Genomic DNA, 18,762 nt, shown 5'->3' with positions numbered 1-18,762 from the left:
CACCGACGCCACGCACTCCGAAGCGCGGGCCGCGATCGACGCGGCGACGGCGGCGGCCCCCGGCTGGCGGACGCTGCCGTTCGACGAGCGGGCCGCGGTCTTCCTGCGGGCCGCGGATCTGCTGGCCGGGCCGTGGCGCGAGACTGTGGCCGCGGCGACCATGCTCGGGCAGTCGAAGTCGGCGCAGCAGGCGGAGATCGACGCGCCGTGCGAGCTGGTCGACTTCTGGCGGTTCAATGTGGCGTTCGCGCGCGGCATCATGGAGCAGCAGCCGGAGTCGAGCGCGGGGGTGTGGAACCGGCTGGACTACCGGCCGCTCGAGGGGTTCGTCTACGCCATCACGCCGTTCAACTTCACCGCCATCGCCGGGAACCTGCCGACCGCGCCCGCGCTGATGGGGAACACGGTGGTGTGGAAGCCGTCGCCGACGCAGACTCTTTCGGCGTTCTACACGATGCGGTTGCTGGAGGCCGCGGGCCTGCCGCCCGGCGTGATCAATATGGTGACCGGCGACGGCGTCGACCTCTCGGAGGTGGCGCTGGCCGATCGGCGGCTGGCCGGCATCCATTTCACGGGCTCCACCAAAACCTTTCAGTACCTATGGCAGCAGGTCGGCGCGAATATCGGCCGGTACCACGGTTATCCGCGGTTGGTCGGGGAGACCGGCGGCAAGGACTTCGTCGTCGCGCACCCGTCCGCCGACCCGGATGCTCTGCGGGCAGCGCTAATTCGCGGGGCGTTCGAGTATCAGGGGCAGAAGTGTTCGGCCGCCTCGCGCGCCTATATCGCACGCTCGGTGTGGCGCGAGATGGGCGACGACTTCCTGCACCACACCGGTGAGCTGACCTACGGCGACGTCGCCGATCTGTCCAATTTTGGTGGGGCGGTGATCGATCGGCGGGCGTTCGACAAGAACGCCGCCGCCATCCGGCGGGCCAGGGACGCGGGGGTCGCCATCCCGATCGGCGGCGACTGCGACGACAGCGAGGGGTATTTCGTCCGTCCGACCGTGTTGCTCGCCGACGATCTGCGCGACGAGTCCTTCGCCACCGAGTATTTCGGCCCGATCCTGTCGGTGTACGTCTACGACGACGCCGAACCCGGTGCGTACGAGGCGATCCTGGCCGAGGTCGACGCCGCGGCGCCCTACGCGCTGACCGGCGCGGTGTTCGCGCGCGATCGCCGGGCGATCGAACAGGCCGGCGCGGCATTGCGTTTCGCGGCGGGCAACTTCTACATCAACGACAAGCCGACCGGCGCGGTGGTGGGCCAGCAGCCGTTCGGCGGCGCCCGCGCTTCCGGCACCGACGACAAGGCGGGCTCGCCGCTGAACCTGCTGCGCTGGGTGGCGCCGCGCACCCTCAAGGAAACCTTCGCCCCGCCCACCGAGCACCGCTACCCGCACATGGACGGGTGACCCGATGAACCCCCTGCGTCCCCTCATCCTCGCGGCGGCGGAGTCGCCGCGAATGAAGCGCGCCCTCACCAACATTCCGGTCACCGCCGACATCGTGCGGCGATTCGTCGCGGGGGAGACGCGCGACGACCTCATCCGGGTGGCGCGAACGCTGCTGGACAGCGGTCGGCTGGTGAGCGTGGACTTCCTGGGGGAGAACACCACCGACCGGAGTCAGGCCGATGCCACGGTGGTGGAGTACCTTTCGTTGATCAACGAGTTGGCCGCGCTGGAACGTCCGGCGCTGCCGGGGATCGACGCCCCGCCCGTGGAGGTGTCGGTGAAGCTGTCCGCGCTCGGCCAGGCCCTGCCGGGCGACGGCCCCGCGATCGCCACCGAGAACCTGCGCATCCTGTGCACCAAGGCCGTGCAGGCCGACGTGTGGGTGACCGTCGACGCGGAAGACCACACCACGACGGACGCGACCTTGGCCACGGTGCACGAGCTGCGCGAGGAATTCCCTTGGCTCGGTGCGGTTCTGCAGTCGTATCTGCGACGCACCGCGGCGGACTGCCGCGCGCTGTCCGGTCCGGGCTCGCGAATCCGATTGTGCAAGGGCGCTTATCGCGAACCGCACGACGTCGCCTTCCAGCGCGCGTCGGAGGTCACCGACTCCTATCTGCACTGCCTCGAGGTGCTGATGCGCGGCGACGGCTACCCGATGGTGGCCTCGCACGATCCGGCGGCGATCGCCGCCGCCGAACGCCTCGTCGCCGAAACGGGCCGTGGCCCCAACTGTTTCGAGCATCAGCTGCTGTACGGCATCCGCGACGGCGAGCAGCGCCGCTTGGCCGCCGCGGGGAACGCGGTGCGCGTCTATGTGCCCTACGGCAGTCAGTGGTACGGGTACCTGACCCGCCGATTGGCCGAGCGACCCGCCAATCTCGCGTTCTTCCTCCGCGCCCTCGTCGGCGACTGAGGACAGCGGCTACACCAGCGGTTTCCCGCGCCGCAGCCGCCTGCGCAGATCGAACAGGTAGAGGTTCAACGGAAACAGCCTGACCTGCTTCGGCATTCGGTTGTGCACGACGGAGAGGCCGCGCAGCAGCCGATCGAACCGGCGCTGGTCGCGTTCGGTCCAGGTCATCCGCATCTCGCCGCGCACGTGCGGTGGCAGCAGCCCGGTCACGATAAACCGCTGGAGCCGCGCGAAGGCGAACCGGATGGGCCACGGCATCATCGCGAGATCGATGAGGCCGTCGAAGTACTCGCGCAGGGCGGGCTCGATTCGATACTGCGCCAGGTTCTCCTCCCACCACGGGAAGAACTCGGCGCGGTCGGCGGGCCACATGTCCGGGCGCATCTGCAGGGTGGTGCCGAGCCGGGCGCTGTACCGGTAGAGCGCCTCGGCGGCCGCCGGATCCAGCGGGCCGTGCATGCGGGTGTAGAGGTCGTCGATGCCCCAGTAGATGGTGGCCGCCACCCACAGCTGCAGCTTCGGGTCGAAGGCGTTGTACTTCACCGGGCTCTGCGGGCCGGAGTGCACCGGGCGGTGCGAGCGATTGACGGCCTCGCGGTAGGCCGCGCGTTCCTCGTCCGAGCCCATCATGGCGACGGCGATATAGGTCAGCGTGGTGCGCAGCCGCTTCACCGGGTGCAGGGTGACCTTGCCGCTGTCCACCGTGCTCTCCAGCACGCCCCGGCCGACCGGGCGCAGGCTCAGCTGCATGATGACGTTGGCGGTCCCGCCGAGGAAGGCGGCGATCCCGTCCATGTACTGCTGGACGCTCTCCGGTGTGAGCTGCTCGGCTCGATTCGGCGCGGGCTCGTTGACGTCGATTGGCAGCGGTGCGGTCATCGTTGACCTCGTCTTTCAGGCCGGGAGCGCCCGTTGGGAGCAATGAGAAGATTTATAACTCACTTTCTCATCACCTCGTTAGCCATGTCAATGATGCGCTGCGACACGTTCTGTGTCACCGTTTCGCCGCGCGGATAGGGTGGTAGGCATGGCGAGGCTGACCAGACTGCTGCCGCTGGTGCGCAGCACCGGGCCCGAAGACGGCAATCAGGCGCGCGTGCTCGACGCCGCGCTGCTGGCGTTCCTGGACTTCGGCATCAAACGCACCAGCATGGTCGAGGTGGCCAGGCGCTGCGGGCTGTCGCTGGCCACGCTGTACCGGCGCTTCGCCAGCAAGTCCGACCTGATCGAGGCGGTCGGGCTGCGGCAGACGCGCGAGTTCGTCGAGGAGGTCGACGCCGCGCTGCAGCAGCAGGTCGACCGCGACGCGAGCGCGCAGGAGCAGATCGTCGAGTTGTTCGCCGCGTTCATCACCGGGCTGCGCGACAACAAACTTGTGCACCGACTGCTGGCGACCGAGCCCGAACTGGTGCTGCCGTACCTCACCATCAAGGGCGCGCCCGTGCTCGAACTCGGCCGGGACTACGTCGCCGAGTTCATCGCCCGGCTGCAGCGGGAGGGCAAGCTGCCCGCTTACGACCCGGAGCCGCTCGCAGAGATGATCGCGCGCACCGCGTTGTCGCTGGCGCTCACGCCGCAGACCGTCATTCCGCTCGAGGACGAGGTGGCGATCCGGCAGTTCGCGCGCGATCACATCGTGGTGTCGTTCCGGGTGCCGGGCGGCGAAAACTAAGCGCCACAGGGTGATTGATGAACTAGACCAGCGGTAGCCCGAGCCGTCGGCGCAGACGCAGATCGAACAGGTAGGCGTTCATCGGGAACAGGCGCGCCTGCCGGGGGAGCAGGGCCTGGGTGGCGCCGAGCGTGCGCATGATGAGGTCGAGCGCGCGATCGTCGCGCGCGGTCCAGGTGAAGCCCATCTGGTCGCGCAGGTGCGGCGGGAGCAGACCCGCGACGAAGAAGCGGTGCGGGCGGCCGAATGCCAGCTGGATCGGCCGGGGCAGCATCCGCAGATCGATCAGGTCTTCGAAGTACGCGCGGATCGGCGGATCGATCACGGTGGCGGCCAGCCGCGCGTCCCAGTACGCGGCGAAGGCCTGCCGGTCGGCGGGCCACATGTCTTGGCGCACTTGCAATGTCGTGCCGAGGCGGGCGCTGTATCGGTAGAAGGCGTCGGCGGTCGGCTCGTCCATGGGGCCGTGCATCCGTTCGTACAGATCCTTCGCGCCCCAGTAAAGGCATGCGGCGACCCACAATTGGAGGCTCGGGTCGAACGCGTTGTAGCGCACCGGGCTCGACGCGGACGAGCGCACCGCGCGATGCGAACGGTTGACCGCCGCGCGGTAGTCGGCGCGCTCGGCGTCCGTGCCGAGCATGGCGACGGCGAGGTAGGTGATGGTGGTGCGCAGCCGCTTCACCGGGTGCAGCGTGACCTTGCCGCTGTCGACGGTGCTCTCCAGCACGCCGTAGCCGACCGGCCGGGTGCTGAGCTGCATGATGACGTTCGCCGCCCCGCCGAGCAGCCCGGCGACGCCGTCGATGAACTGGGTGATGTCGAGTTCGTCGCGCGGTGGAGTCTCGGGCGGCGTCGCGCGAAGTGGCCTGGTCATCGTCGACCTCGTCTCACTGAGAAAGCTATGCACTCACGGTCTCACCGCCTCATCTCACGTGTCAACCGTCACCTCGAGCGGGTGATCCACCTGTGATCCGCCGACGTGTCGTGAGCGCGCGGGAGGGAGCGAAGTAGTTTGGGCGCATGCCATTCGGTCCGCCGCTGCTGCTCAGTTCTTTGAATCCGCTCGCCGTCGCCGGCGGTGCGGACATTCCGGACGCCGTCACCATCGACGGCGTGACCCTCTCGCGCAGTGACCTGCTCGGCGCCGCGACCTCGGTCGCCGAACGCGTCGCCAGGGCCGAACGGGTCGCGGTGCTGGCCAAGCCGACGGTGACCACGGTGCTCGCGGTGGTCGGCTGCCTGATCGCCGGCGTGACCGTGGTCCCGGTGCCGCCGGACTCGGGCACCGCCGAGCTCGCGCACATCCTGGCCGACTCCGGCGCGCAGGCCTGGCTCGGCGAGGCCCCGGAGGGTAGCGAACTGCCGGTGGTGCCGGTGCGGGTGCACGCCAGGTCGTGGCACACCTACCCCGAACCCGACGCCGCCACACCGGCTTTCGTGCTCTACACGTCCGGGACCACCGGACTGCCGAAAGGCGTGGTGCTGAATCGCGGCGCGATCGCGGCCGGGTTGGACGCGCTCGCCGACGCGTGGGCCTGGACCGCGAACGACGTTCTGGTGCACGGCCTTCCGCTGTTCCACGTGCACGGTCTGATCCTCGGCGTGCTCGGCCCGCTGCGGGTGGGCAGCCCGCTCGTGCATACCGGCAAGCCGACCCCGCAGGCGTACGCCGCCGCACGCGGCACGCTGTACTTCGGGGTGCCGACGGTGTGGTCGCGCATCGTCGAAGATCCCGACGCCGCACGGCAATTGGCCGGGGCACGGCTGCTCGTCTCCGGCAGCGCGCCGCTGCCCGTCCCGGTCTTCGAGCGGCTGCGCGAGCTCACCGGTCACGCGCCGATCGAGCGCTACGGCATGAGCGAGACCATGATCACGCTGTCGACCAGGGCCGACGGCGAGCGCCGTCCGGGCTGGGTCGGCACTCCGGTGCGCGGCGTGCGGACCCGGCTGCGCGACGAGTCCGGCGCCGACGTCGCGCACGACGGCGAAAGCATCGGCGGCCTCCAGGTTTCCGGCCCGATGCTGTTCGACGGCTACCTCGATCGGCCCGACGCCACCGCCGAGAGCTGGACCGAGGACGGCTGGTTCAAGACCGGCGACGTCGCCGCCATCGACGCGGACGGCTTCCATCGCATCGTCGGCCGCGAATCGGTGGACCTCATCAAATCCGGTGGCTACCGCATCGGCGCGGGCGAGGTGGAGACCGTGCTGCTCGGCCACCCCGACGTAGCCGAGGCCGCCGTGGTCGGGCTGCCCGATCCCGACCTCGGCCAGCGCATCGTCGCCTTCGTCGTATTACGCGGCGGCGCAGCGGGTTCCATCGAGCAGGACCTGATCGGGCATGTGGCCGAGCAACTCTCGGTCCACAAGCGCCCGAGGGAGATCCGCGTGGTCGACGCCCTGCCCCGCAACGCCATGGGCAAGGTGCAGAAGAAGCGCCTTACCTAGTCGTTGGCGTGCAGGGCGGCGTTGAGCTCGATGCCGGTTCCCTTGCGCGCCACCACTTCCACCGCGCCGGTGACCGAGTTGCGGCGGAACAGCAGGTTGTTCTGCCCGCTGAACTCGGCGGCCTTGACGACGGCGCCGTCGGGGGTGGTGACCGTTGGTGCCCGCGGTCAGGTAGAGGCCGGCCTCCACGACGCAGTCGTCGCCGAGCGGGATGCCGACGCCCGCGTTGGCGCCGAGCAGCGAGCGTTCGCCGATGGAGATGACGGTGGTGCCGCCGCCGGAGAGGGTGCCCATGATGGAGGCGCCGCCGCCGACGTCGGAGCCGTCGCCGACCACGACACCGGCCGAGATGCGGCCCTCGACCATGGAGCTGCCCAGGGTGCCCGCGTTGAAGTTCACGAAGCCCTCGTGCATCACGGTGGTGCCGGAGGCGAGGTGCGCGCCGAGGCGCACCCGGTCGGCGTCGCCGATGCGCACGCCGGTGGGGATGACGTAGTCGACCATGCGGGGGAACTTGTCCACGCTGTACACGGTCACCGGCCCGCGGGCACGCAGCTTCAGCCGGGTGGTCTCGAAGCCCTCCACCGCCGCCGGGCCGTGGTTGGTCCACACCACATTGCTGAGCAGGCCGAACTGACCGTCGAGGTTGACCCCGTGCGGCTGGACGAGCCGGTGCGAGAGCAGGTGCAGCCGCAGGTAGACGTCGTGCGCGTCGGTGGGGGCGGCGGAAAGATCGGCGATCGTGGTGCGCACCGCGACCACGTCGACCCCGCGCGCTTCATCGAAGCCGAGCAGCGCCGCGAACTCGGCGGGCGCGTCGTCCAGCCGCTTCGTCCCGGTCTCGGCGAACTCGCCGAGCTCGGGATTCGGGTACCAGGTGTCCAGGACGGTCCCGTCCGCGGTCACATTGGCGATACCGACTGCTGCTGCTCCCTTATTGCTCACGTTCACAAAGGTTACCGACCCCGGATCGACCGTCTCCACCCCGTGTGCCGCAGCACACGGCGACTCGGCCGAGCAGTGCTCGGCCCCGCCGCGGGCGGTCGTAGGGTAAGGGCGTGACCCTCGACCTGCGCGCTGACCCGATTACGCTGACCGCTGCCCTCGTCGACATCCCGAGCGTCTCCCGCGACGAGCTGGCCATCACCGACCTCGTCGAACGGGCGCTGCGCGAGCAGACGAGCGGGTTCGAGGTGCTGCGGCACGGCAATGTGGTGCTCGCGCGGACGAATCGGGGGCTGCCGACGCGGGTGGTGCTGGCCGGGCATCTGGACACCGTGCCGATCGCCGACAACGTGCCCGGTCGCTTCGCGGTGAACGACGCGGGCGAGCGGGTGTTCTACGGCTGCGGGTCGGTCGACATGAAGTCCGGCGACGCGGTATTCCTGCACCTGGCCGCGACGGTCGCCGAACCCGTGCACGACCTGACGTTGATCTTCTACGACTGCGAGGAGATCGCCTCGGAGTTCAACGGCCTCGGCCATATCGAGCGTGACCTGCCGGGCTGGCTCGACGGCGACCTCGCGGTGCTCGGCGAGCCGTCCGGCGGCTGGATCGAGGCGGGTTGCCAAGGGACGCTGCGGGTTCGGCTGTCCACCGCGGGCGTGCGCGCGCACTCGGCGCGAGCCTGGCTGGGCGACAACGCGATTCACCGCCTCGCCCCCATCCTCGGACGGCTGGCGGAGTATCGGGCCCGCGAGGTCGACATCGACGGCTGCGTCTACCGCGAGGGTCTGTCGGCGGTGCGTGTGTCCGGCGGCGTCGCGGGCAATGTGGTGCCCGACGCCGCCGAGGTGGACGTGAACTTCCGCTTCGCCCCCGACCGCACCGTCGAGCAGGCCGCCGACCACGTCCGTGAGGTCTTCGACGGCCTGGAGCTGTCTTTCGAGGTGACCGACGCCGCCCCCGGCGCGCTGCCCGGCCTGACCGCGCCGGCCGCCAAGGACCTGATCGCCTCGGTGAACAGCCACGGTGGCGGCGGAGTCCGCGCCAAGTACGGCTGGACCGACGTCTCCCGCTTCGCCGCCCGCGGCATCCCCGCCGTGAACTTCGGCCCCGGCGACCCCAACCTCGCCCACAAGCGCGACGAGCACGTCCCGGTACACCAGATCACCGCGGTCACCGCCATGCTGCGCGACTATCTGACCGGCGCCACGTCCTGAAGCCGCACAACTGACGGAACCGGCCGGCAGCCCCCGGGCAAGCCGTCCTGCGCTAGCGTGGGGCGCATGTCCACCGACGCCGCTGACTCCGAGGTCGCCAACAAGCCGAAGTCGACAGCCAAGTTCCGCGGGCCGGTGATGTTCCGCCGCGACCGCAAGGACGGAATCGGCACCGCCGACCGCAACCTCCTCGACCGCCGCGGCGACACCGACTGGGTGCACACCGACCCGTGGCGCGTGCTGCGCATCCAGGCCGAGTTCGTCGAGGGCTTCGGCGCGCTCGCCGAGGTGCCGCGCGCGGTCACCGTATTCGGTTCGGCGCGAACGGGTCCGGACCATCCGGAGTACCAGGCGGGCCGGGCCATCGGCGCGGCGCTGGCCAAGGCCGGGTTCGCGGTGATCACCGGCGGCGGGCCGGGCGCGATGGAGGCCGCCAACCGCGGCGCGTGCGAGGCGGGCGGCTACTCGATCGGCCTCGGCATCGAGCTGCCGTTCGAGCAGAGCCTCAACGAGTGGGTCGATCTCGGCATCAACTTCCGCTACTTCTTCGTCCGCAAGACGATGTTCGTCAAGTACTCCGAGGCGTTCATCTGCCTGCCCGGCGGCTTCGGCACCCTGGACGAACTGTTCGAGGCGCTCACCCTCGTGCAGACCCGCAAGATCACCCGGTTCCCCATCATCCTGTTCGGCACCAGGTACTGGTCCGGCCTGGTCGACTGGCTGCGTGACTCGCTCGGCGGCTCCGGCAAGATCTCGCCCGGCGACCTCGGGCTGATCCACGTGACCGACAGCGTGGAGGAGCTCGTGCAGATCATCCTCGCCAACTCCGAGGCCGGCGTCGCCGACGACGCGCTCGGCACGGAGGATCAGTGGTGACGCAGCCCTACGCCGTCTGTGTCTACTGCTCCGCCAGCACCGCCGATCCGGACTACCTCACGCTGGCCGCCCAGGTCGGCACCGAGATCGCAAGGCGCGGTTGGCAATTGGTGTCCGGCGGCGGCAACGTCTCGATGATGGGCGCGGTGGCGAACTCGGCGCGGGCCGGCGGCGCCAACACCGTCGGGGTGATACCGAAGCATCTGGTGCACCGCGAGGTCGCCGACGTCGACGCCGACGAACTGGTCGTCACCGACACCATGCGGCAGCGCAAACAGATCATGGAGGACCGCGCCGACGCGTTCCTCACCCTGCCCGGCGGCATCGGCACGCTGGAGGAGTTCTTCGAAACCTGGACCGGAGGTTATCTGGGACAGCACAATAAACCCGTGGTGTTGTTGGATCCGAACGGCTTCTACCGAGGCCTTTTCCAGTGGATCGACGAACTCTACGACCGCAAGTTCGTGCCCAAGCCCGCCATGGACCGGATCACCGTGGCCACCGATCTGCCCTCCGCCTTCGCGGCACTGGAGGCGCGCGCACAACCTTCCTGATGAGGAGCGTTAACAGTGAGTTCTGACGGCAGCTCGACGGTGAGCCTCTTGGACCTGGCCAGGAACCTGCCCACGATGGCGCGGGAGGCGCCGGGCATGCTGCGCAACGCGGCGGGCATGCTGGTCAAGCCGGACGACAAATCCTCTGTGGGCCTGCATTTTCAGCGCGCCGCCCACCGTCACCCGGACCGTCCGTTCCTGCGCTTCGAGGGCGCGAGCTACACCTACGGCGAGGCCAACGCCGAGGTGAACCGCTACGCCTCGGTGCTGGCCACGCGCGGCGTCCGGCGCGGCGAGGTGGTCGGCGTGCTGATGACCAACCGGCCCGAAACCCTGTTCACCGTGCTGGCTTCGGTGAAACTCGGCGCGACCGTCGGCCTGCTCAACCATCATCAGCGCGATCAGGTGCTCGCGCACAGCTTCGGCCTGCTCGACAGCGTGCTCAACGTGGTCGGCGAGGAGTGCGCCGAGGCGCTGGACTCGCTGGCCGAGCCGCTGGCGAATGTGTTGTCGGCCAACGAGTTGCAGGCCGCCGCCGAGTTCGCGGACGCCACCGACCCGCCCGTCTGCGCCGAGATCACCGCCAAGGAACGCGCCTTCCTCATCTTCACCTCGGGCACGACGGGCCTGCCGAAGGCCAGCGTGATGACGCACCTGCGCTGGACCAAGAGCCTGGCCGGCATCGGCGGGCTCGGAATTCGCCTGCGCGGCAATGACACTCTCTACTGCTGCCTGCCGCTGTACCACAACAACGCGCTGACCGTCGCGTTGTCGTCGGTGGTGGGCGCCGGCGCGACGTTCGCGCTCGGCAGGCAGTTCTCCGTGTCCCGCTTCTGGGACGAGGTGATCCGCGAGCGGGCGACGGCCTTCATCTACATCGGTGAGCTGTGCCGGTACCTGCTCAACCAGCCGACCAAACCGTCCGACCGGCAGCACCGGGTCCGGCTCGCGGTCGGCAACGGCCTGCGCCCGGAGCTGTGGGACGAGTTCGAGAAGCGGTTCGGGATCAAGCGGATCGTCGAGTTCTACAGCGCCAGCGAGGCGAATATCGCGTTCATCAACGCGTTCAGCGTCGCCCGCACCGCTGGCTTCGGACCGCTGCCCTATGCGGTGGTGGAGTACGACGACGAGACCGGAAAGGCCAAGCGCGACAAGGACGGTCGGCTGCGCAGAGTGGGCGCCGGGGGCGTCGGCCTGCTGCTGTCCAAGGTGACCGACCGCGCGCCGTTCGACGGCTACACCGACAAGTCGGCCTCCGAGGCGAAGCTGGTGCGCGACGGTTTCGCCGACGGCGACGTCTGGTTCGACACCGGCGACCTGGTGCGCGATCAAGGCTGGCATCACATCGCGTTCGTGGACCGGCTCGGCGACACGTTCCGGTGGAAGGGCGAGAACGTGGCGACCACCGAGGTCGAGGGCGCGCTGGGCCGGTCGACGGCCATCGCCCAGGCGGTCGTCTACGGCGTAGACGTGCCGGGCGCCGACGGGAAGGCCGGCATGGCCGCGGTGACGCTGAGCCCGGACGCCGAGTTCGACGGCAAGGCGCTCGCAGACCTCGTCTACCAGCAGCTCCCCGCCTACGCCGTCCCGCTGTTCATCCGCGTCGTCGACGAGTTGGAGCAGACCTCCACCTTCAAGAGCCGCAAGGTCGAACTGCGCAAGCAGGGCTACGCCGCCGACGGCGACGGCGCCCTGTACGTCTTGGCCGCCCGCTCCGACGGCTACGTCCCGTTCTACGACGACTACCCGGCCGAGGTGGCGGCGGGGCGCGTGCCGAAGGGGTAACCGTCCCAGGGCGGGACGGCACGGCGGGGCAGCTACAGTCGATGAATGTTCAGCACCACCGCGTCGCCGCTTCCTACTCTGTGCGGCAAGCCGGTGGCGACCGATCGGGCGCTGGTGATGGCGATCGTGAATCGCACGCCCGACTCGTTCTACGACAAAGGGGCCACCTTCACCGACGAGGCGGCCATGGACGCCGTGGCGCGCGCCGTGGACGAGGGCGCGGACCTGGTCGATATCGGCGGGGTGAAGGCGGGGCCGGGGACGCTGGTCGACGCGGCGGAGGAGTCGCGGCGGGTGATCCCGTTCGTCGCGGCCATCCGCGCGAAGTACCCCGAGCTATTGATCAGCATCGACACCTGGCGGGCCGAGGTGGCGCTCGCCGCAGTGCGGGCCGGCGCGGACCTGATCAACGACACCTGGTCGGGCGCCGACCCCGACCTGGTGCACGTGGCCGCGGAACAGGGCGTCGGCCTGGTGTGCAGCCACACCGGCGGCGCGGTCCCGCGCACCCGTCCGCACCGGGTCCGCTACGCCGACATCGTGGCCGAAGTGACCGAAACGCTGGTGCGCGCGGCGGAGAACGCGGTCGCGGCGGGCGTGCGCGCCGACTCGATCCTGATCGATCCGACCCACGATTTCGGCAAGAACACCTATCACGGGCTCGAGTTGTTGCGGGGAGTGGACGTTCTTGTAAATACCGGGTGGCCGGTCCTGATGGCGCTCAGCAACAAGGACTTCATCGGGGAGACTCTAGGTGTCGATCTTTCCGAACGGTTGGAGGGCACATTGGCAGCAACAGCATGGTCGGCCGCCGCCGGCGCCAGGGTCTTCCGGGTCCACGAGGTCGCCGCGACCCGGCGGGTGGTCGACATGATCGCCGCGATCCAAGGCATCCGGCCCCCGGCACGCACCCTGCGAGGTTTGGTATGAAATTCCACCACCCCCATGGCCGCGAAGACCGCCCCGCGTGGGCGACGACGAATACCTGGGACAGTCCCCACTGGTCGGTCGAGGAACTCGTGGCCGCCAAGGACAGCCGCACCGTCTCGGTGGTGTTGCCCGCGCTGAACGAAGAGAACACCGTGGCCGACGTGGTCGCCAGCATCATGCCGCTGGTCGGCACCCTGGTCGACGAGCTCGTCGTGCTCGACTCCGGCTCGACCGACGCCACCGCCGAGCGGGCCGCGGCCGCGGGCGCCGAGGTGATCACCCGCGAGCAGGCGGTGCCCGAGCTGGATCCGGTGCCGGGCAAGGGCGAGGTGCTGTGGCGCTCGCTGGCCGTCACCAGCGGCGACCTGATCGCCTTCGTCGACTCCGACCTGATCGACCCGGACCCCGCGTTCGTGCCCCGCCTGCTCGGCCCGCTGCTCACCGTCGACGCGATGCACCTGGTCAAGGCCTACTATCGCAGGCCGCTGCGGCAGGGCGGCGCGGTGGACGCGCACGGCGGCGGCCGGGTCACCGAGCTCGTGGCCCGCCCGCTGCTCGCCGCGCTGCGCCCCGAACTCTCCCAGGTGCTGCAGCCGCTCGGCGGCGAGTACGCCGGCACCCGCGAGCTGCTCACCTCGGTTCCGTTCGCGCCCGGCTACGGCGTGGAGATCGGCCTGCTGCTCGACACCTACGACCGGCTCGGCCTGTCCGCGATCGGTCAGGTCAACCTCGGCGTCCGCACCCATCGCAACCGCCCGCTCGCCGACCTCGGCGTGATGAGCAGGCAGATCCTCGGCACCGTGCTCGGCCGCAGCGGCGTGCAGGACTCCGGCGCCGCACTCACCCAATTCCCCCTGATCGGCGACGCCTTCACCGCCCACAGCACCGAGGTTTCCCTCGCCGACCGCCCACCCATGAACACCCTGCGCCCCACCTGGGCAGCCGCCTGAGCCACCGCCGACGCGAATCTCCTTGTGGGCCTGCGTCTTTCGCCGGGCAATCGTGGCTGCGCAACCATGCCGCCGACGACCCGGAGAGCGGAATGCTCTGCGGCTCCGTCAGTTACGCGAGTGCACCGAGCGCCTTCGGCTGGGACGGCTCAATCAGACGGGCGGTTCGCGGAGCGGCGGACACCGTCGACGCCGACGCGCCCGAGGCCGACATCTCGTCCGAGCCGGTCGATGATTTCGCTCCAGCTGGAGCTGGCCTGACTAGCTATGCCCGGCACCGGAGGCGGAAAAGTGGATGGGACCGTCCAGGCGATCGAGGGGGCGGGCGGAGGCGTGGCCGCGCTCGGCGAGGATCTGGGCGGTGATGGAGATCGCGGTCTCGTCGGGGGTGCGCGCGTTGAGGTCTAGGCCGAGCGGGCTGCGCAGGCGAGTCAGGGCGGCCTCGGTGACTCCCTCGGCGCGCAGGCGATCGAGGCGCTCGGCGTGGGTGCGGCGGGAGCCGAGCGCGCCGACGAAGGCGAGGTCGTCGATGTCCAATGCCGCTGCGATCGTCGGCACGTCGAACTTGGCGTCGTGGGTGAGCACGCAGACCACCGTGCGCTCATCGAGGCGCCCGGCCTCATGTTCGGCGCGCAGGTACCGGTGCGGCCAATCCACCACGACCTCGTGCGCGGAGGGGAATCGTGCGGCGGTGGCGAAGGTTTCGCGGGCGTCGACGACGGTGACCCGGTAGCCGAGCTGACGGCCGATGCGGCTGAGCGCGCGCACGAAATCGTTGGCGCCGGCCAGGATCATGCGCGCGGGAGCGGCGAAGACCTGAACGAAAACCCTTGGGCGCGAGGAGACGCCGGCCTCGCACTCGTCGGCGCCGACCACGCCGCAGTGCCCGGCGGCCAGCAGCGCGAGCGCGTCTCGATCGACGTCGTGCCACGGCTCGGCGGAGTCGGGGCGCAGCAGCTTCCACTCCGCGGTGGAGTCCAGCCTGGTCGCCAGCGCGACGGGGCGCCCGCTCGCGACCTCGTCGTGCAACTCCGCGAGCACCGGTGCGCGCTCCGGCCCTACCCGCTCGAGGAACACCTCGAGCTCGCCACCGCAGGTCAGCCCGACCGCGATACCGTCACCGTCGGCGTAGCCGAACCGGTCGGTCATCGCGTGACCGGTCGCGAACACCTGGCGCGCCGACGCGACGACCGCGGCCTCCACGCAACCGCCCGACACCGAGCCGAGCACCTCGTCCGCCTCGGTCACGATCATCGCGGCGCCCAGCTCTCGCGGGCCTGGGCCGGTCGTGTCGACCACTCGCGCCAAGGCCACGGAGCCCTCGGCGGCCAGCGTCGTCAACTGCTCGAGCATTGCGCGCACAGGCACGGTTCCTCTCCCGAGCGGACACCTGGAATAGGCCGGTCACCTCGAGCCTAGCTATCGGCGGCTCCGGACTCGGTCGGCCGCGGCGCGGCCGCGTGCTCCATCTCCGGCGCGAGCAGGCGCTCGTCCTGCTCCGCGGACGGCGCGTCCTCCTCGGCCAGTCGCGCCTGCAACGCGGCGACGGTGAGCTGATCGGACGAGCCGGTCGGCCGGCGCAGCACCGCGACGATCAGGACGATCAGGCCGAGCACCAGCACGGCGCCGCCGACCGCGACAAGCGGGTTCATCGCTGCCTCCTCGGGTCACACATCGTCGGTCGCCTCGCGGAGTACGAGGCCGGAGGGGATGGTGCCGGTGCGGAAATAGGCGGCGAAGATCTCGGCCGCCTCCTCGGCCGCGAAGGCCTCGGCCGGATGGATCCAGGGCGCCGCCATGCCCTCCGGCACCTGGACGCAGATGCTCGGCTCGCCGTCGCGGCGTTCGGCGCGGCCGACGACGGACCGGCGCGGCGTGCCGTCGGCGACGGTGTGCAGCTCGACGACGAGTGTGTCCGCGGATCCGATGCACCGCAGGTAGTCCCGGCCCGGCGCGGAGCTGATGGCGGGGGTGATGTCGGCGGAGCGCAGCGGCGCGGGCAGCCGGGTCAGCTGGATCGAGTAGCGGTGATGGCCGTCGAGCCTGCGCAGCGGGCGCAGGAAGTTGTCGATGGCCTCGTCGGCGCCGATGAACAACTTCAGCCGATCGCTGTAGGTGACGCGGTGGGTCGCGCGGATCGGCTCCGCGGCGTCGACGACGCCGGACCGGGCTGGCTTCGGCCGCTCCGTCCGGACAGTCGGCGCCGAACCGGCCGCCATCGAACGTTCAACACTCATCGAAGCTCACCTAACGCATAGTTACCTTCCAGCTATTCAAGCATCGCATAGGGAACCCGTGGGCGGAGGGGTGTGGTGATCTGAGCCACACTTCGGGCGCGGCGGGCATCGGCGTGCGCCGTCGCACGGCGGCGCACGGTGGCTCTCAGCGACGAATACCCGATGCAGGAGACCTGTTTTCGGGGTCGTGCCGATAGACCGGCGTCAGCAACTCGGCCTCGAGCGGCTCGCCGGTCGCCCGGTCGAACCGGCAGGCCACGAGTACCGAGAACAGGTGGGTGCTCGCCCGCTCGTGCAGGGTGGCCAGGCGGGTGGCCAGCAATCGGATGGCACCCAGCGAGCCGGGCGGGTGCATGCCGTCGATCATCAGCACCGAGCCGCGCCCGTCCGGTCGCGGTAGTCGCGCCAGGTAGGCGATGTCGTGCGGGTCGGGGCCGCCGGGCCGGTAGACCCGCCGCGCCGCCCGATCCTCGATGCCGCGCCGGGCGTCGCCGGCCCGCGCCACCGCGCGCCGCAGTCGCGGATCGGCCGCGATCAGCTGGCGCACGCTCGGCGAGAGCTCGGGCCCGCCGAGCACGATGAGACCGTCCCGGTTCAGGTCGATGGGCCGTCCGGGCAGGAAGTGCTCGATCGAGGCGGTGAAGCCCAGCTCGCGCAGCAGCTCCACGAGCCGGTGCGGCGCCGCGGGATCCGGCGCGCCGATCACCCGGCCCGCGCGCACCTCCGGCACCAGCACCGTGAGCGTTCCGTGCCCGAAGAACAAACCCTCCGGCGCGGGACCCTGGGTGCTCACCTGATGGATGCGCGCGCGGGAAAGCCCGGCTGCCGCACCGATTCTGGCGAAGGTCCAGCCCTCGGCGTGTAGCTCCCTGATCACCGCGCGACGAATCCTGGTGAGTTCGTTGATGGTCTGCTGGGCCGCCGCCACCCCATCGGTGGCCGCCTTCAGTCGCTCGACCTTGTCTTCGATCGCGAAAACACGCGCCACGTCATCGGCCGACATGTGGGAAGTCTAGACAGCTGGACAGGGCAAAGTGTCTAGATCGCTTGACACTGCGGCCTTCTCGTGACACCTACGCGCCAACCCGACGGGCGGCGGTGGCCGCGTAGGACAGGCGATGTCCGGCGGCCGAGTGGGGACGGACTCAGGTGGCGTCGTTGTCGATCGGCGGACGTTCGTTGCGCTCCAACGGCTTTTCCACCTTCGGCATCGGGTAGTCCGGCATCCCGCTGCTCGTGCCGTAAAGGTCCTTCTTGTCCGGCAGCGCGTCCTCCATATTGCGGAAGATCGAATCATCGCCGTTGAGAAGGTGTTTGGTCACCATCGAGCGGGGCGTCATGCCGCGCAGCTCGTTGAGGTCGGCCAGCGGCTTGCGCAGGTCCTCGAATTCCGGGCCCAGCTCGTCTTTCAGCTGCGCGGTCGCGCCGCTGGCGTAGTCGCGCACCTGACGCAGGCTGCGCGTGGTCCAGCGAACCGCGCCGGGCAGTCGCTCCGGTCCGAGGATCACGAGGGCGGCGACGAGCAGGATCATCATCTCGCTCCAGCCGATATTGCTGAACACGTCCTCAGGTTACCCGTCTACCCCCGCGGTGGCTCGGTCGCCACTCAACCGGCGACCTCAGTCGGATTCCAGGGTGACCGGCACGTCCACCTGCCTGCCGTCGCGAATCAACACCACGTTCACGGTCTCGCCGATCGCCCGCGACTGCACCGCGACGACCAGCTCGTCCGGGCCGGTCACCTCCCGGTCGCCGACCTTCACGATCACGTCCTTCTCCACGATCCCGGCCTTGGCCGCGGCGCCGCCCGCCACCACGTCGGCGACCTCGGCGCCGCTCATCTGCTCGTTCGCCACCACCTTCGGGCGCAGGCTCAGGCCCATGGTCGGGTGGTGAATCGAGCCGTCGCGGATCAGGGTCTGCGCCACCTCGGTCACCCGGTCGACCGGGATGGCGAAGCCGAGGCCGACCGAGCCGCCGGTCTCGCTGCGGATCGCGGTGTTGATGCCGATGACCCGGCCGTCCATGTCCACCAGCGCGCCGCCGGAGTTGCCCGGGTTGATCGAGGCGTCGGTCTGCACCGCGTCGATCACCGCGTTCGTATCGCTGCCCTCGCCCTGCAGTTTCACGGGGCGGTGCTGCGCGCTGACGATGCCGGAGGTGACGGTCTCGCTCAGGCCGAGTGGGGAGCCGATGGCCAGCACCTCGTCGCCGACCTGGACGTCACTGGACTTGCCGAGCCGGGCCACGGTGAGGTTCTTGACGTCGACCTTGAGCACGGCGAGATCGGACTTGGTGTCGCGCCCGACGATGTGCGCCGGTACGCGGGTGCCGTCGGAGAATTGGACCTGGATGGTGGCCCGGTTGGACTTGTCCTGCGCGGCCATCGAGACCACGTGGTTGTTCGTCGCGACGTAACCCTGGCCGTCGATCACCACGCCGGAGCCGGTCGCGCCGTTGTCGCCGACCGTCACCCGGATGGACACGACGGCGGGCAGCACCGCGTTGGCGACCTTGGCGATCTGGCTGTGCGGCCGGTCGGTGTCCGCGCTCTGCTCCAGCGTCGCCTTGCGCGAGGTGAGGGTCGAGGCCTGTTCCGCGGTCAACCTGCCGACCAGCCCGCCGAGCACGCCGACGGCGAGCGCGATCAAGGCGAGCAGGGCCAGCGCCTTCGGCGCGACCCGGGAGCCGAAGAGGACCTCGCGCGCGCTGAGGCGCTGCGCCTGCGGCAACGGCTCGGCCTTCGGGTCGGCGACCGCGGGCGCGCCGA

General features: G+C 70.1%; 18 protein-coding genes and 1 pseudogene. 10 read left to right on the top strand and 9 right to left on the bottom strand.

Going from position 1 to position 18,762, the window contains the following annotated elements; all coding sequences use genetic code 11:
- Together pruA and ON39_RS26785 are read left to right on the top strand one after the other, a co-directional pair.
- On the top strand, positions 1–1,417 hold a 1,417-nt coding region (gene pruA / locus ON39_RS26790), incomplete at its 5' end, for an L-glutamate gamma-semialdehyde dehydrogenase (RefSeq protein ID WP_040738567.1).
- A gap of 4 nt (positions 1,418–1,421) precedes the next feature.
- Positions 1,422–2,375 (top strand): proline dehydrogenase family protein, encoded by a 954-nt coding sequence (locus tag ON39_RS26785; RefSeq protein WP_040738566.1) that lies wholly within the window; start codon positions 1,422–1,424, stop codon positions 2,373–2,375.
- 9 nt (positions 2,376–2,384) lie between these two features.
- Here the strand turns inward: ON39_RS26785 and ON39_RS26780 are convergent, their stop codons facing one another.
- Positions 2,385–3,254: an oxygenase MpaB family protein gene (locus ON39_RS26780; protein ID WP_040738565.1), complete on the bottom strand. Its 870-nt coding sequence runs from the start codon at positions 3,252–3,254 to the stop codon at positions 2,385–2,387.
- Between the two features lie 148 nt (positions 3,255–3,402).
- Between ON39_RS26780 and ON39_RS26775 the strand changes: the two genes are divergently transcribed.
- Entirely contained in the window at positions 3,403–4,047 is a 645-nt protein-coding gene (locus tag ON39_RS26775) for a TetR/AcrR family transcriptional regulator (RefSeq protein WP_040738564.1), read from the top strand.
- A 22-nt stretch (positions 4,048–4,069) separates the two neighbouring features.
- On the opposite strand, the gene ON39_RS26770 is transcribed toward ON39_RS26775, so the two are convergent.
- A complete protein-coding gene (locus tag ON39_RS26770; RefSeq protein ID WP_040738563.1) occupies positions 4,070–4,924 on the bottom strand; it encodes an oxygenase MpaB family protein in 855 nt (284 codons plus the stop codon).
- Positions 4,925–5,070: 146 nt separating this feature from the next.
- Between ON39_RS26770 and ON39_RS26765 the strand changes: the two genes are divergently transcribed.
- Positions 5,071–6,498 (top strand): acyl-CoA synthetase, encoded by a 1,428-nt coding sequence (locus ON39_RS26765; RefSeq protein WP_174412565.1) that lies wholly within the window; start codon positions 5,071–5,073, stop codon positions 6,496–6,498.
- On the opposite strand, the pseudogene dapD reads toward ON39_RS26765, so the two are convergent.
- Positions 6,495–7,443 (bottom strand): annotated as a pseudogene (gene dapD / locus ON39_RS47590) (2,3,4,5-tetrahydropyridine-2,6-dicarboxylate N-succinyltransferase). The gene ON39_RS26765 and the pseudogene dapD overlap by 4 nt on opposite strands.
- Before the next feature lie 113 nt (positions 7,444–7,556).
- Here dapD and dapE point away from each other — a divergent pair.
- The 6 genes from dapE to ON39_RS26735 all read left to right on the top strand — a co-directional run bounded on the left by dapE (position 7,557) and on the right by ON39_RS26735 (position 13,755).
- On the top strand, positions 7,557–8,660 hold the full coding sequence (dapE, locus tag ON39_RS26760; RefSeq protein ID WP_040738562.1) for a succinyl-diaminopimelate desuccinylase: 1,104 nt from the start codon (positions 7,557–7,559) through the stop codon (positions 8,658–8,660).
- Between the two features lie 66 nt (positions 8,661–8,726).
- A complete protein-coding gene (locus ON39_RS26755) occupies positions 8,727–9,536 on the top strand; it encodes an LOG family protein (RefSeq protein ID WP_040738570.1) in 810 nt (269 codons plus the stop codon).
- A complete protein-coding gene (locus ON39_RS26750; protein ID WP_040738561.1) occupies positions 9,530–10,090 on the top strand; it encodes an LOG family protein in 561 nt (186 codons plus the stop codon). The genes ON39_RS26755 and ON39_RS26750 overlap by 7 nt, the downstream gene beginning before the upstream one ends.
- Positions 10,091–10,105: 15 nt before the next feature.
- Positions 10,106–11,875, top strand: a complete 1,770-nt coding sequence (locus tag ON39_RS26745) for a long-chain-acyl-CoA synthetase (RefSeq protein WP_040738560.1) — start codon at positions 10,106–10,108, stop codon at positions 11,873–11,875.
- Positions 11,876–11,920: 45 nt separating this feature from the next.
- Positions 11,921–12,805: a dihydropteroate synthase gene (gene folP / locus ON39_RS26740; RefSeq protein WP_040738559.1), complete on the top strand. Its 885-nt coding sequence runs from the start codon at positions 11,921–11,923 to the stop codon at positions 12,803–12,805.
- Positions 12,802–13,755: a glucosyl-3-phosphoglycerate synthase gene (locus tag ON39_RS26735; protein WP_040738558.1), complete on the top strand. Its 954-nt coding sequence runs from the start codon at positions 12,802–12,804 to the stop codon at positions 13,753–13,755. The genes folP and ON39_RS26735 overlap by 4 nt, the downstream gene beginning before the upstream one ends.
- Positions 13,756–14,016: 261 nt before the next feature.
- Here ON39_RS26735 and ON39_RS26730 read toward each other — a convergent pair whose 3' ends face one another.
- The 6 genes from ON39_RS26730 to ON39_RS26705 all read right to left on the bottom strand — a co-directional run.
- On the bottom strand, positions 14,017–15,108 hold the full coding sequence (locus ON39_RS26730; protein ID WP_085998266.1) for an XdhC family protein: 1,092 nt from the start codon (positions 15,106–15,108) through the stop codon (positions 14,017–14,019).
- 62 nt (positions 15,109–15,170) lie between these two features.
- A complete protein-coding gene (locus tag ON39_RS26725; RefSeq protein WP_040738554.1) occupies positions 15,171–15,407 on the bottom strand; it encodes a hypothetical protein in 237 nt (78 codons plus the stop codon).
- Positions 15,408–15,422: 15 nt separating this feature from the next.
- A complete protein-coding gene (locus ON39_RS46150; protein ID WP_146251039.1) occupies positions 15,423–15,992 on the bottom strand; it encodes a hypothetical protein in 570 nt (189 codons plus the stop codon).
- Positions 15,993–16,137: 145 nt separating this feature from the next.
- Positions 16,138–16,995: a hypothetical protein gene (locus ON39_RS26715; RefSeq protein ID WP_040738553.1), complete on the bottom strand. Its 858-nt coding sequence runs from the start codon at positions 16,993–16,995 to the stop codon at positions 16,138–16,140.
- 142 nt (positions 16,996–17,137) lie between these two features.
- Entirely contained in the window at positions 17,138–17,554 is a 417-nt protein-coding gene (gene tatB / locus ON39_RS26710; protein ID WP_040738551.1) for a Sec-independent protein translocase protein TatB, read from the bottom strand.
- Between the two features lie 57 nt (positions 17,555–17,611).
- The coding region (locus ON39_RS26705; protein WP_051187137.1) for a S1C family serine protease at positions 17,612–18,762 on the bottom strand (1,151 nt) is incomplete at its 5' end.

Origin of the sequence: Nocardia tenerifensis NBRC 101015 (assembly GCF_000308715.1) — a bacterium.
GTDB lineage: Bacteria > Actinomycetota > Actinomycetes > Mycobacteriales > Mycobacteriaceae > Nocardia > Nocardia tenerifensis.
The sequence above is the reverse complement of the archived record's forward strand: the minus strand, read 5'-3'. Positions and strand labels throughout refer to the sequence as shown.